Source organism: Nitrincola alkalilacustris, assembly GCF_008973755.1.
Classification (GTDB): Bacteria; Pseudomonadota; Gammaproteobacteria; order Pseudomonadales; family Balneatricaceae; genus Nitrincola; species Nitrincola alkalilacustris.
Window position 1 is genome coordinate 507,393 of record NZ_WBOM01000001.1, and the last position, 14,745, is coordinate 522,137.

The 14,745-nt window shown below is 52.8% G+C and carries 12 protein-coding genes and 1 tRNA gene; 8 read left to right on the plus strand and 5 right to left on the minus strand.

Annotated elements, in window-relative coordinates:
- The first annotated feature begins 75 nt into the window (after window positions 1-75).
- The 5 genes from F7R27_RS02325 (at window position 76) to F7R27_RS02345 (ending at window position 9,537) form a co-directional block, all read left to right on the plus strand.
- Window positions 76-3,912: a sensor domain-containing protein gene (locus F7R27_RS02325; RefSeq protein WP_151702592.1), complete on the plus strand. Its 3,837-nt coding sequence runs from the start codon at window positions 76-78 to the stop codon at window positions 3,910-3,912.
- Window positions 3,913-4,169: 257 nt separating this feature from the next.
- Window positions 4,170-5,636 carry a betaine-aldehyde dehydrogenase gene (gene betB, locus F7R27_RS02330; RefSeq protein WP_151702593.1) on the plus strand — a complete coding sequence of 489 codons (1,467 nt, stop codon included), beginning with the start codon at window positions 4,170-4,172 and terminating at the stop codon, window positions 5,634-5,636.
- A gap of 41 nt (window positions 5,637-5,677) precedes the next feature.
- A complete protein-coding gene (gene betA / locus F7R27_RS02335) occupies window positions 5,678-7,393 on the plus strand; it encodes a choline dehydrogenase (RefSeq protein WP_151702594.1) in 1,716 nt (571 codons plus the stop codon).
- Between the two features lie 207 nt (window positions 7,394-7,600).
- Complete coding sequence (locus tag F7R27_RS02340) at window positions 7,601-8,749, plus strand: BCCT family transporter (protein WP_151702595.1); 1,149 nt, start codon at window positions 7,601-7,603, stop codon at window positions 8,747-8,749.
- Window positions 8,750-8,868: 119 nt separating this feature from the next.
- Window positions 8,869-9,537 (plus strand): TorF family putative porin, encoded by a 669-nt coding sequence (locus tag F7R27_RS02345; protein ID WP_151702596.1) that lies wholly within the window; start codon window positions 8,869-8,871, stop codon window positions 9,535-9,537.
- 164 nt (window positions 9,538-9,701) lie between these two features.
- Here F7R27_RS02345 and betI read toward each other — a convergent pair whose 3' ends face one another.
- The 5 genes from betI to flgA form a co-directional block, all read right to left on the minus strand.
- Entirely contained in the window at window positions 9,702-10,292 is a 591-nt protein-coding gene (gene betI / locus F7R27_RS02350) for a transcriptional regulator BetI (protein ID WP_151702597.1), read from the minus strand.
- Window positions 10,293-10,472: 180 nt separating this feature from the next.
- Window positions 10,473-10,548, minus strand: a tRNA-Arg gene (locus tag F7R27_RS02355).
- Window positions 10,549-10,591: 43 nt separating this feature from the next.
- Window positions 10,592-11,077, minus strand: a complete 486-nt coding sequence (locus tag F7R27_RS02360) for a flagella synthesis protein FlgN (protein WP_151702598.1) — start codon at window positions 11,075-11,077, stop codon at window positions 10,592-10,594.
- Window positions 11,078-11,086: 9 nt separating this feature from the next.
- Window positions 11,087-11,401: a flagellar biosynthesis anti-sigma factor FlgM gene (gene flgM / locus F7R27_RS02365; RefSeq protein WP_151702599.1), complete on the minus strand. Its 315-nt coding sequence runs from the start codon at window positions 11,399-11,401 to the stop codon at window positions 11,087-11,089.
- 195 nt (window positions 11,402-11,596) lie between these two features.
- Window positions 11,597-12,286, minus strand: a complete 690-nt coding sequence (flgA, locus tag F7R27_RS02370) for a flagellar basal body P-ring formation chaperone FlgA (RefSeq protein WP_240776187.1) — start codon at window positions 12,284-12,286, stop codon at window positions 11,597-11,599.
- 71 nt (window positions 12,287-12,357) lie between these two features.
- Here flgA and F7R27_RS02375 point away from each other — a divergent pair, with 71 nt between their 5' ends.
- The 3 genes from F7R27_RS02375 (at window position 12,358) to flgB (ending at window position 14,744) form a co-directional block, all read left to right on the plus strand.
- Entirely contained in the window at window positions 12,358-13,290 is a 933-nt protein-coding gene (locus F7R27_RS02375; protein ID WP_151702601.1) for a chemotaxis protein CheV, read from the plus strand.
- Between the two features lie 25 nt (window positions 13,291-13,315).
- Entirely contained in the window at window positions 13,316-14,152 is an 837-nt protein-coding gene (locus F7R27_RS02380) for a CheR family methyltransferase (protein WP_151702602.1), read from the plus strand.
- A gap of 190 nt (window positions 14,153-14,342) precedes the next feature.
- Window positions 14,343-14,744: a flagellar basal body rod protein FlgB gene (gene flgB / locus F7R27_RS02385; protein WP_151702603.1), complete on the plus strand. Its 402-nt coding sequence runs from the start codon at window positions 14,343-14,345 to the stop codon at window positions 14,742-14,744.
- Window position 14,745 lies beyond the last annotated feature (1 nt).

Below are 14,745 nucleotides of genomic sequence, written 5' to 3' on the forward strand. Positions count from 1 at the left end.
TTTGTCGAGTCATACAGCAGGCGTATCCTCGGACGACATTTTCAGTTGCCTGAACAATCGAGAACAGAGCCACCCATGACCAGAAAAGAGATACAGGCCAACGATTACAAGGCAGAAAAGGTCGCCTTGGTGTACTGTCTGTTTGGTCTGATCTGGATACTGACATCGGACGCGCTGGTTGCAATGATGATAACGGATCAGGCGCAACTGGTTTCCATGGGTACCTTCAAGGGCGTGTTGTTTGTTGCCACGACAACCACGCTCCTTTACCTGACTCTTAAGGTCTGGCAGCAGCCATCCCTTGATACCTCCTCTGCCACATCTGCAACCGAAAGTCGTCGGGAAATCCTGCTGGTTTTTTCCGGTCTTGCGCTGCTTGTTCCTCTGCTGGTGGCTGCCGTTGCCCAGGTGTATGGGCCTATGGTGATCAAAGAGGCGCAGCAGGATGCAGCCATAATTGCCCAGAACCGTGCGCTCCGAGTGGATGCCTGGCTGCAGGAGCGCGAGCGGGAGGCGCATCGATTGCTGTATGATCAAACCCATAATCAATGGTTGAGAGAAGCGTCCGCGAGCGCTCCCGAGTATCAGTCAGCACAGCATGTGATTGAAATGATGCATGAGTATGCAGGATTTGATCGTGTGACGTTGCTGACTGAGCACTTTGAGGTCAGTGTCAGTATGGGTGAGCGCTCGGTAATGCTGCCTCCTGGGGTGCCGGACTATGCGCTATTTGCTCCTGAAGCGCGTGAGCAGGTGTGGCGCAGTGATATCTATGCCGATGGGGAGCAGTTATATATCGACTGGCTGGTGCCGGTTCTGGCTGAAGATAAGCGTGTGAGAGGCTATATGCTGCTCAGCAAGGATCTGGAGCGGCTGCTGTATCCCCTGCTGAACGACTGGGCGGTATCTCGCTATACGGCTGAACTGAGTCTGGTTGAAGTGGTGGGGCAACGTCTGCGCATACTCACACCCAACACTTCCCGAGATGAGATTTTTCATGCGGAGCAGGCCTATCAGCTGGCTGATGGCAGCCCGTTGTTGTCGGAGCACGCTCAGGGCCTGGTCAGTGAAGAGGTAAAGGGGGCTGATGGTCGGTTGTTGCTGCTGGCCATGAGGCCGCTGTCTGAAACACCTGTTGCCAACACTCTTCAGTCAGAAAACCCCATGTATCTGATGGTGAAAATAGACAAGAGCAGTGTCCTGACACATCTCTATGCACTCCTGGCCTGGGTGTCACTGCTGGCGCTTGCGGCCGTCGCCGCAATCTCGGTTGCTCTGGCTCTGGTCTGGCAGAAGAGTCGACGGTTGCAGCAGCTGGCTTTGGCACAGCAGGCTGATGAAAAGGAGAAGCTGCTGTTCAAGTTCTTTGAGTTGCCATTTGTGGGTATGTCGATTACTGATCCTGAGAGTGGTCGCTGGATACGCTTCAATGAGAAGTTCCAGATGATTCTGGGCTACAGTGCTGATGAGCTCAGCAAGCTCAGCTGGTTTGATATTACGCTTCAGGATGACCTTGAAACCTCACAGCAGCAGTTTCAACGGCTTATCGACGGCTCTCAGGACAGCTATACCATCGAAAAACGCTTTATCCGGGCAGATGGCACTGAAGTGCCTGTGATGCTTAATCTCAGGGCGATCCGTGATGAAAGCAAAAAGGTGCAGTATGCCATCGAGACAGTGCAGGATATCTCCGATCAGAAGCGGTATGAAGCGCAGCTGATCAGGCAGCGCGATCTTTATAACACCCTGTCCGAAACCAATCAGATGATAGTGCGTTGCCAGAACACGGATGAGTTACTTCAGGGGTTGTGCAGGATAGCCGTAGAGCAGTCCGGGCTGGGATTTGCCTGGTTTGGCTGGTTGACGGCCGGCAGCATTCAACCTGTGATTCATGCCGCTGCAAGTGATATGCAGGGGAGTGATGCAGAGTGGCAGTTGCTCTCCATTCAGCAGGCAGGGGCTGAAGTTGTCTCCAGAGTCGGGTCCCAAGGGGTGTCGGTGGTTACTGAGCACCCGTTTTCTGATGCCAGTGACAGCTGCAGGCTGCAGTATGGACACGTATTGAAAAGCATGGCCTGCTTCCCGGTCAAACAACTCGATACGCTGGTTGGTATCTTCTGTGTCTATGCTCGGGAATATGATTTTTTCACACCCGACATAGTGGGTGCTTTGAATGAGATGGCTGATGATGTTGGCTACGCACTGGGCCATATTGCGCAGTCGCAGGCGTTGGAAACGGCCGTTCAGGTGGTTAAAGCCAGCCCTGTCCTGCTGTTCCGCTGGCGCCTGGATGAGAGTTGGCCGGTCATCTATGTGTCGGACAATATCACGCGCTGGGGCTATGAGCCCGAGCAGTTTATCTCGGGTGAGCTATGTTATGGCGATCTGATTGAGCCAGTGGAGCGGGGCAGACTGTTTAAGGAGGGGCAGAAGTTTCGCCGCTCTGGGGTCGATAGCTATACCCTTGAATACCGGGTGCGCAAGGCTGATGGTCGCTGGATCTGGGTTGAAGACACTTCACGACTGCTGACGGATGATCACGGAGGCCCGGCTCTGGTTGAGGGTGTGGTGACTGAGATCACGGCTCGCAAGCTGCATCAGCAGCGGCTTGATTACATTGCCCATCATGACAACCTGACCGGCTTGCCTAACAGACTGTCGATGCTGGAAGCCATTGCCCAGAGGGTTGAACAGAAGCGTGCTTCTGACAAGCTGGTGTGTATGGTGCTGGATCTGGATCGTTTCAATGATGTGAATGACAGCTTCGGACATGTTGTCGGGGATGAACTGTTGTGTAAGCTGGCACATCGGCTTAAGGCGATGCTGCAGCCAACAGATCAGCTTTGTCGGCTCAGTGGTGATGAGTTTGTGATCCTGCCTGATCTGCAGGCATACCTGGACAAAAGCTCTGTCGCTGTTTTTGCACAAAAGCTGATTACATCGCTTCAGGCTCCCTTCCGGTTATCGGGCGGTATAGAGGTGCGTATCGGAGGCTCGATCGGTATCAGTCTGGGAGAGGGCACAGAGCTCGACCCAGAAGAGTTGCTGCGTCAGGCCGATACCGCGCTTTATTATGCCAAGGAGTCGGGGCGAAACCAGTTTAGATTCTATAAAACCGAGCTGACCCAGGCGACAAGAGACAGACTGGACATTGAGGCACGTTTGCGCCTGGCGATAGAGCTTGAACAACTGAGTGTTTATTATCAGCCTCAGGTGGATGTTCTGTCCGGTCGTATCATCGGGGCTGAAGCACTCCTTCGCTGGATTGATCCTGAACAGGGCTTTATTTCACCTGCGCTGTTTATCCCTGTAGCCGAGCAGTCGGGCATGATCAATCAGATAGGCCAGTGGGTGCTGCAGCAGGTCTGCCAGCAGGGGTGTCGCTGGATGGAGGAGGGTTATGAGCCTCTGATGCTGGCGGTTAACCTTTCCGCTTATCAGATGCGGCATACGGATGTTGCCTCGATGGTGGAGTCGGTACTGCTCGAAACCGGCTATCCTGCCGCTCGTCTGGAGTTGGAGCTGACAGAAAGTGCCCTGATGAGTCGTGAAGATGAAGCGGAGCGGGTCTTGTCCAGGTTGCGTGATCTGGGTGTCAGTCTGGCGATAGATGATTTTGGTACAGGCTATTCATCACTGGCCTATCTGAAGCGCTTCTCTCTCGACTTCCTCAAGATAGACAAGAGCTTTGTGGATGATATCACAGAGGGCGGTGGTGATCGTGAGATTGCTGCTACCATCGTCGCTATCAGCCATACACTCGATCTGCGTACCATTGCCGAAGGTGTCGAGACAGAAGAGCAGTTGGCGATTCTGCGTGAATTGGGCTGTGACATCTATCAGGGGTATCTGACGAGTCCCGCTGTGGATGTTGACTCATTTGCCGAATCCTTTTTGTATCGCACCACCTGAGGGGCGTGACTAGCCCTTTATCCTCCCTGCAATTTCCATGAGTTGACGTAACCGGATCAGACAGTGTCGTGAATGGCGCTATTCGGACACGTTCGGCCGTTGTATGATCATTTTTCCTTGATGGTTATCAAGTTATTTATTTGACAATACAGCTTACTTTTTATAGATTAAAAAATAGACAGATCACCACCTCGCTCATCTGTGAGGTTGAGATGATAACTTTTTGATCGAACTTCACTGATTAGAGGTAGCAGGTAATGACACGTTTTTCTGAGCAGCAACTCTTTATTGGCGGACAGTATGTCAATGCAACTTCCGGTAAGACGTTTGCCACTCACAACCCTGCTACCGGCGAACTGCTGTGCCAGGTACAACTGGCGTCTCTTGAAGATCTGGATCGTGCTGTCGAGTCGGCACAGGCGGGCTTCAAGATCTGGTCGCGCATGACTGGCACCGAGCGTAGCCGCATACTGATGCGTGCCGTTGCGCTGCTGCGTGAGCGTAACGATGAACTCGCCGAGCTTGAAGTGCTGGATACCGGCAAACCGATTCAGGAAGCCTCCGTGGTGGATGTGGCATCAGGTGCAGACTGCATCGAGTATTTTGCCGGTCTGGCACCGACGATCCGCGGCTCTCATGTGGATCTGAACAATGCTTTTGGTTATACCCGTCGTGAGCCCCTGGGTGTGTGTGCCGGTATCGGTGCCTGGAACTATCCCATCCAGATCGCCTGCTGGAAGGCCGCCATGGCACTGGCCTGCGGTAACAGCCTGATCTACAAGCCTGCTTCCCTGACTCCGCTGACTGCCTTCAAGCTGGCCGAGATCTTTACTGAAGCAGGCTTGCCGGATGGCGTTTATAACGTCATCACTGGTGGTTCTGAAATCGGTCGTGGCATGTCGTTGCATGAGGGGATCGAAAAGATCTCTCTGACCGGCTCAACCGCGACCGGCAAGAAGGTGATGGCCGATGCTGCCACTACGCTCAAGCATGTCAGCATGGAGCTCGGTGGCAAATCCCCTCTGATCGTGTTTGAAGATGCGCATCTGGAAAACGCCGTATCGGCGGCAATGATGGCCAACTTCTATACCCAGGGTGAGATCTGCACCAACGGCACACGTGTGTTTGTGCATGAGTCGATTAAAGATGCCTTTGTTGAGCGTCTGCTGGAGCGTACCGCAAAACTGGTGATCGGTGATCCTATGGATCCGAATACCCAGGTGGGTTCATTGATTTCGCAGAGTCATATGGAATCGGTACTGTCCTATATCCGCAAGGGTGTAGAGGAGGGAGCGCAACTGGTGTGTGGCGGTGAGCGGGCACAGGTGGCGGGGATGCCTGAGGGGGCCTTTGTGGCGCCTACAGTGTTCATCAACTGCCATGACGAGATGACTATCTGCCGTGAAGAGATCTTCGGACCGGTGATGTCGGTGCTGAGCTTCCGTGATGAAGAGGAGGTGGTTCGTCGAGCCAACGATACCGAGTATGCCCTGGCCGCTGGTGTGTTCACCCGTGATCTCAGCCGAGCGCATCGTGTGATTGCCGAGCTGGAAGCCGGCACCTGCTGGATCAACAACTACAACCTGACGCCGATTGAACTACCGATCGGTGGCTTCAAGCAGTCTGGCATCGGCCACGAGAACGGGCCGGAAGCGATCAACCACTATACCCGACTCAAGAGTGTATATGTCGAGCTGGGTGATGTGGATTGCCCTTATGCATGACATGAGTCGCGACTATCAGTCTTTTCAGGTGAGATCCGGGTATGAGTGAGAATAAGGCATTTGATTACATCATCGTGGGAGCAGGGTCTGCCGGTTGTGTGCTGGCTAACCGCCTCACCGAGTCAGGTCAGCATCGTGTCCTGTTGATTGAGGCTGGCGGCAGTGATCGCAGCATCTTTATTCAGATGCCGACGGCGCTCTCTTACCCGATGAACAACCCCAAGTACAACTGGGAGTTCGAGAGTGAGCCTGAACCTGGGCTGGGTGGGCGGCATCTGCACTGCCCACGTGGCAAGGTGCTCGGCGGCAGTTCCTCGATCAATGGCATGGTTTATGTTCGGGGTCACGCCTGTGATTTTGAGGAGTGGGAAGCTCAGGGTGCTAAAGGCTGGGGTTATCAGAACTGCCTGCCCTATTTTCAGCGTGCTGAAACCTGGAAGGGTGGTAGTGATGAGTATCGGGGCGCAGAGGGTCCTTTGAATACTTGTGCCGGTAATGATATGGCGCTGAACCCCCTTTATCAGGCGTTTATTGATGCCGGTGTTGATGCCGGGTATCCCAAGAGTTTTGATTACAATGGTTATCAGCAGGAGGGCTTTGCCCCGATGCAGATGACGGTGAAGGATGGGGTGCGCTGGTCTACTGCCAATGCCTATCTGAAGCCGGTACTCAAACGTCCAAATCTGACGGTGGTCAGTCATGCACTGGCTCATCGCGTGCTGTTTGCCGGTAAAAAGGCGGTGGGATTAGAGTATGAAGTGGCTGGTCAAATGCATAAGGCGTTGGCCAGCCGCGAGGTGATTCTGTCGGCTGGCTCCATCGGTTCGCCGGTGCTGCTGCAGTTGTCCGGTGTCGGGCCACGAGCAGTGCTGGAGCAGGCGGGTGTGCCGCTGATGCATGAGTTGCCCGGTGTCGGCGAAAATCTACAGGATCATCTTGAGGTATATTTCCAGTACAAATGCCTGAAGCCGATCAGCCTGAACAGCAAACTGGATCTGATCAGTAAAGGGATGATCGGTGCACAGTGGCTGCTGTTCAAGACCGGCCTGGGCGCGACCAATCACTTTGAGTCCTGTGGTTTTATCCGCTCACGCGCTGGGTTGAAGTGGCCGAACATTCAGTACCACTTCCTGCCAGCGGCGATGCGTTACGATGGTCAGGCCGCATTTTCAGGTCACGGTTTTCAGATGCATGTTGGCCCGAACAAACCGCACAGCCGTGGTCATGTCCGGATACGCACGGCCAGCCCCGCAGACAAGCCGAGCATCCTGTTCAACTATCTGCAGCATGAGCAGGACATTATCGACTGGCGTGACTGTATCCGCCTGACCCGCGAGCTGATCAATCAGCCGGCGATGGATGCCTATCGTGGTGATGAGATACAGCCAGGTGCTCAGGTGCAGAGCGATGCCGAAATTGATGCCTGGGTGCGGGCCAATGTCGAGAGTGCCTATCATCCCTCCTGCACCTGCAAGATCGGTGCGGAAGATGATCCGATGGCGGTGCTGGATGAGTTCTGTTTCGTGCGTGGTCTTGAGCGACTGCGCGTGGTGGACTCCTCGATCTTCCCGACCATCACCAATGGCAATTTGAATGCGCCGACCATCATGGTCGCAGAAAAAGCCGCTGACATGATCCTGGGTAAAGATCCCCTGCCAGCCTCGACAGCCAACTACTGGCTGGATAATGAGTGGCAAACCCGGCAGCGCAAGAATCCCCCCAAACGCCAGTCAATCGACTGGAGTGAAGCTGGATAGCTTGAGCACTTAGTTAGAGTTAGTAGTTTAAGAACTTAGTTGAGCGCTTAGTTGAGTGCTTAGTTGAGTGCTTAGTTTAGTACTACCGCTCAGTGACATGTTGTTTGATTGCAGGAGAAAAAGGCAACACCCGGTCTGACAGACTGCCAGTCAGACCGGAAATAGAAACGCGTAACCCAACATTCAGAACAATAACAGGAGAAAATCATGCAAATGATTTTGTCGATCGCATTCATTGCGGTCCTTGCGACGGCCATACTCATCGTTTTGCGATGGGGCTCTGTGAAATGTACTGGCCCGATGCCGGTATCCATGTTCACGTTTATCGCGATACTCTTTACCTCTGGCCTCGATGTGGGGCTGATCATGTTCCCACTGACCGAGTTTCCGGTCTACGCCGAAGATGGCGCTTACAGCTTCACCAACCCGTTGGCCATTGAGTTTGGTTTCTGGGGATTTCTGGTCTGGGGGCTCTACTTCCTGACCACCTTCTACTTTTGTGTGGTTGAACCCAGGCTGAAGCTGTTCGAGATCCCTGTGGTCAAGATCATCAATAACTTCGTCATCATCACCACCTGTGCCTTCACCGGCTTTTTATTCCTCAGCTATCTGCCCGATTACATCGAAGGGATCAGTGATCCAGCGCGTTACCTGCTGGTAGCTGCCGTGGTTATGGCTGCAGTGATGTCCAGTACCGATATCAAATACGTCAAGATCCTCAGTATCAGCTCAACCTGGCTGTTTTTTGCGCTGATCGCAGCGATCTGGTTCAGCTCCGGCATGGGTGTTGGTGGTCTGGCGAGCAGTCTGAGCAATGTAGGTGGCTACTTCAGCAATATCCATCGCTTTGTCACCCCTATCACCGAATACCATGAGTTCTATCTTTTCTGGTGGTTTGCCTGGAGTATCATGATCGGGCAGTTCGTGGCGCGCTTTGTTGGTGGTCTTAAGGCCTGGCAGTTGCTGGCGGCACTGCTGGTGTTCCCATCCATTCCGCTGGCGATCTGGTTTGCTGTGCTCTACTTCCACTTTGTGTTCGATCAGGAGGTGATCGGCTACCTGAGAATGGCCATGGTCGTAGTGGGGGTCTTGTTCGTCGTCAACTCGCTGGATTCGCTGATTCGTCTGTATACCGAGAACCTTGGCATGACGGTTGATCGCTTCGGTAAACCGGTCTATATCCTTGGTAACTGGGTGCTGATGTACGGCATCATTTTGTTGTATCAGTTTACCCCCTTCGAAATTCAGTGGGTCGGACTGGTTGTGATTGCGCTTTATGTAGGTATCTACTCCATACTCTTCATTAAGCGTGAAGATGTGCATGCGGTGGTACACAGGGTCCGCAGCAGTAGCTGAACAATTGCTTGGCGGCTGTTGTGTAACGCGACAGTCTGGTGGATTAGTCGACACGGCAACCTGCTGTGTCGGCTTCAAAAAACAAAAATAATTGATACTTCTTACCACAGGAGAACACCATGCGTAGCAAAATGATTCCACTTGCGTTCATTGCTGCGGTACCCATGTTTGGCGCTGTACCGGCTGTTGCAGAGGATGGGCCGTTTTCGGCCAATATCAGCCTGGTTTCAGATTATGTTTCACGCGGTTACAGCCTGTCGAATGGCCGTCCTGCGCTTCAGGGTGGGCTGGACTACGCCCATGACAGCGGGCTCTACATTGGTACCTGGGCATCCAGTGTGTCGGAGCGTTCGCTGGTGGAGGGGGTGGATGGTGTCGAGATCGACGTCTATGTCGGATATGCCGGTGAGGTGGGTGAGCTGGGCTATGATGTCAGTCTGGCGCGCTATACCTTCCCGGGATCTCACGACAGCAAGGATACTGACTCCACCGAGTTTGTCGGCGTGCTCTCCTGGGATTTTCTGAGCTTTGCCTACAAGCGCGATTTTGATTTCAAGGTGCATTATTACAATGTATCAGCTTCTTACGAGGTGATGGATGGCCTCTCTCTGGATGCGAGTTTCGGTTATTCCAAACCTGATAATGACAGTTCCTACCGTGACTGGAGTATCGGCGCGACCAAGCACCTGGCAGGTCTTGATTTTGGTCTTCACTATGTCAACAGCAGTGTGAAGGATACGCCGAACTTCGATGACACGCTGGTGCTCTCGATCAGCAAGTACTTCTGAGCGTTTGATCAGCGCATGAAGGCTGTGCGCTGATCTCTGTGGCCCGAGGTCGTCGGGCCTGTTTACCCCTTTCAACCTTCGTACGGAAAGCTTACGGGCTCTTCGCTGGTGGCGGCTGTCTGGCCACCAGCATTTTTTCAGATCTCTCCTGGCCTAATCTGCAATCAGTGATCGGCCCCGTACTTTTGAATCATGCAATCCAGATAGGATTCGGTCATGTGAAGGGCCAGTGGGCAGGGTACTTCGCAATCATCCATCGCCTGCTGCAGCCATAGGCCATCCATCATCAGACTCAATCCACGGCTCACATCCAGCGCATGCTCCTGCGGCATCAGTTTTTTCAGATAGCACACCAGGTTACTCTGAAGGCGGCTGTAGATCAGATTCTGCAACTGAACGAATCCGGGACTTTTCGGCGATTGGGCATAGAGTGCCAACCAGGCACGGGCATTTTCCGGTTTGAAAATCTCTTCATCAAAGTTTCCGCGCAGCACGGCCGACAGCTTTTCCCTGGGTGTGCGTGCTTCCCGCATCAGGCTTACGACACGGTCTCCAATCAGGCGATTGGCGTAGCGCACCACGGCGTTCAGCAGCTCCACCTTGTTCTTGAAGTGATAGTTGACGATACCATGCGACATACCGGCTTTTTCGCCGACTCGGGCAACTGTAGTGCCTGCCAGACCATGCTCGAGCATGACGTAATAGGCGGCTTTTGTCAGATCCTTGCGACGGATCTGTCCAATGCTGGTTTTCACGACTGAGGGGTTCCGCTATTGGGTTGAATTCTGTACGGATTCTGACATTACCCGGCGTGGATTGAAAGACTGAAAAACTATTTGCGATCAGCTGTACACGTGCTGACTTGCTGCAGGCGCCGAAGGTGGCTTGATGTTGCTGAGGCGCGGCTTGTGCTGGTGTTGAGGTGAGATGATTAATGGCCTCCCCACAGGGACTCGAACCCCGATCTGGCCCTTAGGAGGGGCCCGTTCTATCCGGTTGAACTATAGGGAGACGGCGGCGATTCTACCGGTAAATGAGTGCTTTGGCCACTGTTTCAGGCCTTGCCGATACGGCTCTGGGGTGAATAGTTGCCTTTTTCACCACGATTATCATACAACACACCTTTACCGCTCTGACCTTGCAGCAGTGCTATGAGCTGATCCAGGTTGCGTTTGCTGCGATTGACTATCTGCTCGTTGCGCTGATTGCTTTCACGTACCTCATGCAGTGAATCGGTCAGTCTGTTCCACTCGGATTCAAGCAGTTGGGCGGGCTTTTCCGGAAGCTGGCTGAGCAGTTTCTTGACTCCATCTTCTGAGGGAGTTAAACCAAGCTGTATCAGGGTGTCGTTACGTTCTTTGATATTCAGCTCGATCTGCTCGAGCAATGTCTGTTTCAGCCCGGTGGCGTTGGTCAGTTGATCCAGATCTCTGGCCTCAATGGCTGAGCGTTCTGCTTCCAACTGCAACTTCAGTTGCTCAAAAAGCAAAATGCCCTGGCGAACCAAGGCAAAGAATTCTTGTGTCAACTTATCGGACATATAGACTCATCAGTTGAAAAGTTTATCAAACTGCAACATCTTGTCTGCTATGCGACCGCTATCCACCTGATAGCTACCATCTGCGATGGCGGCTTTGATGCCGGCAATGCGCTCTGCATCAACATCAGGCACTGTGTCCAGACGTTTCCCGGCTTCCTGCAGTGCCTGGGCAGCATCACTCAGCTTAACGGTGTCACTGGCAAGCTGGTTCGGAGTGCTGTTATCACTCTTGTCGGCTACCTGTGAGTTGCGCTGCGATTCGGCACCTTTGCCGCGGGCTGCTGTCGTCTGGTTTGAGGACAGGCCGTTGAGATCTATAGCCATCCTGACATCCCTCGTAAACTGTTCATGCTAGGGTTATCGGTCAGGCTCTGGATTTCTTTAGGATTATCTTAAAGAATTTTTGCCTGAATATTTTCACGTCCCTGTAACACCGCATGGGCATGTTGCATACAGTGAAGTGTAGCGGAATGAGAGGGTTTCAGCCAGTCCTGCTCTGTCAGTGTTGTCGAGCTGCTGTCATGGAACCCGGACTACGCCGTTGCCAACCACTACGGCGCGCAGTTCAATTCCGGAACGCTCATTGCGTACCGAGATCTGCTCATTGATACGCCCATCTTCGAGCGCAACACCTGGAGTGCGGATCACTAATCCACCGCGCCTGGCCTCTATCGCAACACTGTCGCCACGATTGACTGCCAAAGCTGCTTCCAGCATGCGCGTCGTAATAATCTGATTGCTGCCGATATGGCGTCTGGCCAGTTTTCCAAGCAGGTCCTGCTCACGGGTAAAATACTCCTGGTTGAGGCGGGAAATATCCTGCTCCTGCATTTTCAGGTCTTGCGCTGAAATTCTGCCGTGCCTGACAATAGGACGAGCGGCGACAACTACCGTCATGAACTGGCGCACCTGCGCGGTTACGGTAATACTCCATTGAGGGGCGTTGCAGCTGGCTCTTGCCGTCACCCGTTGCCCACTGTTGAAGGGTAATGATATGGTCAGTGGATGGCTGCACTGAGGCAGGCCCAATGTCGGATTAACAGGTGAAACATTGACCTCAATCCGGCTGTCGGGCAGGCGGTTCTGGAACTCTTCCGTGATGAAGTGACTGACGGCCTGCTCAATCTCTTCGGCGGTTGTGGTTGCCGAAAAAGCAGGGGAAATCAAAAAAGTGGCGAAAAGCACGATAACTAGTGTTAAATTAAACATATTCACATGTGTGCTCTGTCCTAAGTGGCTGAACGCAACTCATAAAAAGAAAGCTTGGGGTTGATTGAATCATGTCAGGTATCCTGGATAGTGTAAACCTACGTACTCAGATGGTCGGGCAGAACCGCCTGGAGCTGCTGCTGTTCAGTCTTGAAACTTCGCAGCGTTATGGGATTAACGTGTTCAAGGTACGCGAGGTATTGCAGTGCCCTGACTTGACAGAAGTGCCGAGACAGACAACGGTTATCAAAGGGATGGCGCACATCCGTGGTGAAACCATTCCTGTGCTGGATCTGTCTGAGGCGATCGGTCGCCGGCCGATACCGCCAGAAGATGAGCGCTCCTGCTTTCTGATTGTTGCCGAGTATAATAAACGTACTCTTGCATTTCTGGTGCGTAAGGTCGACAGAATTCTGAATACCAACTGGGATCAGATCATGGCGCCACCGGCCGAGATAGGAACCGATAACTACCTGACAGCCGTATTTGAGCATGAGGGCAAGTTGATCGAGATCATCGATGTTGAGCAGATCCTGGCTGATCTCTATCCTGCGCCGACCGATGTCAGCGAAGATGTGGCCAGCAAGGATGTTCGCCAGGAAGCTCATCAGTACCATGTGCTGATATGCGATGACTCTGCTGTAGCGCGTAACCAGATGCAGAAAAGTCTCGAAAGCCTGGGGTTGAAGGTAACGGTCGCCAAGAATGGGCGTCAGGCCTGGATGCTGCTGAAGGAGATGGCTGACAAGGATGTGGATGTGACAGAGCATTTTCTGATGCTGATCTCCGATATCGAGATGCCGGAGATGGATGGTTACACCCTGACCTCCATGATCAGAGGTGACAGCCGGATGCAGAAAATGCATGTTGTGCTGCATACATCACTCAGTGGCGGATTCAACGTCTCGATGGTGAAAAAGGTTGGTGCTGATGGCTTTCTTGCCAAATTCAATCCTGATGAACTGGCTGGTGTCGTCGTCAGGCGTATGCAAGCGGTCAGATAACCTGACCCAACTTGAGGCTGCTTGAGTGAAGAGTGGATTTACGATCTCAACTGACGAGTTCAGGAGTTTCAGCCAGTTTCTGGAAAAGAGCTGCGGTATTTTGCTGGCCGACCACAAGCAGTATCTGGTTCAGAGTCGTCTGAACCGGATCATGCAGCAGGAGGGTTTCAGCAGCCTGTCGGAGCTGGTTTCCAAACTCAGTCAGTATGGCGGAACAACGCTGAAAGAGCAGGTCATCGATGCGATGACAACCAATGAAACGCTCTGGTTTCGTGATATCCATCCTTTCGATATTCTTCGTGACAAGCTCCTGCCGGAGATGACAGGAAGTGGCTCTCAAAAGTTGCGAATCTGGTCTGCTGCCTGTTCGACTGGTCAGGAGCCCTACTCCATCAGCATGGTGATGGAAGAGTATAAACAGATTAAGCCTGGTGCCTTGATGACGGCCCCTGAAATAGTGGCTACGGACATCTCAAGCAGTGTGCTGAATCAGGCTCGCCGTGGTGAGTATGAGATGCTGGCACTGGGGCGCGGTCTGTCTCAGGATCGCCTTAAGCGCTTTTTTCAGCAGTCGGCTGATGGTGTCTGGCAGGTCAGGCCTGAGATCAAAAGTCGGGTCAAATTTCAGAGCCTCAACTTGTTGGGTCAGTATTCGGCTCTGGGCCAGTTCGATATTATTTTCTGCCGTAACGTACTGATCTATTTCTCTTCTGATGTAAAGGCCGAGATCCTGCGCAAGATGCGTAAGCAGCTTAAAACCGGAGGGTATCTTGTGCTGGGTGCGTCTGAGTCCCTGTCCGGAATGCCTGATATCTACAAGATGATCCATTGCCGTCCCGGCATCATTTATCAGGCGATTTGATGCCGCTTCGGTTTCGTTTGGATTCACACTTGCCGCTCGGGCGGTAAATCATTGCCGCTTTAATGGCAAATGCCCTCTTCAACTACGCCCCTCTCTTTTTAAATCAATGACTTGAGTGTTATGGTACGCCTTTTGCATTTTTTCTGCATAGAGTGAGTTTTTGCAATCACAAAAGAGTTCAGAGGCGAGTATGGCAATCAATTTCAATAATGCACTAGGTATTCATCCCGACGCGCTGTTGGTGCACTCCCGTCGCAGTGAAATTATTGCCAATAATATTGCCAATGCAGATACACCAAACTTCAAGGCGCGTGATATCGATTTCAGATCAATACTGGCGGGTGAGCAGAGTGCTCTGGAGCCGGTGGCCTTGAAGGCAACCAAGGCGGGTCATTTTTCCTCTCTGGTGTCACCTGATTTTGCCGCGGATCTGCTCTATCGTCAGCCTTTGCAGCCATCTATCGATGGCAATACTGTAGAGGTGCAGGAGGAGATTGCACGCTTTACCGAAAACTCGATCCGCTTTCAGGCCTCCTTTGAGTTTTTGAACAGCAAGTTCAGTGGCCTCAACTCAGCGATCAAGGGTGAATAAT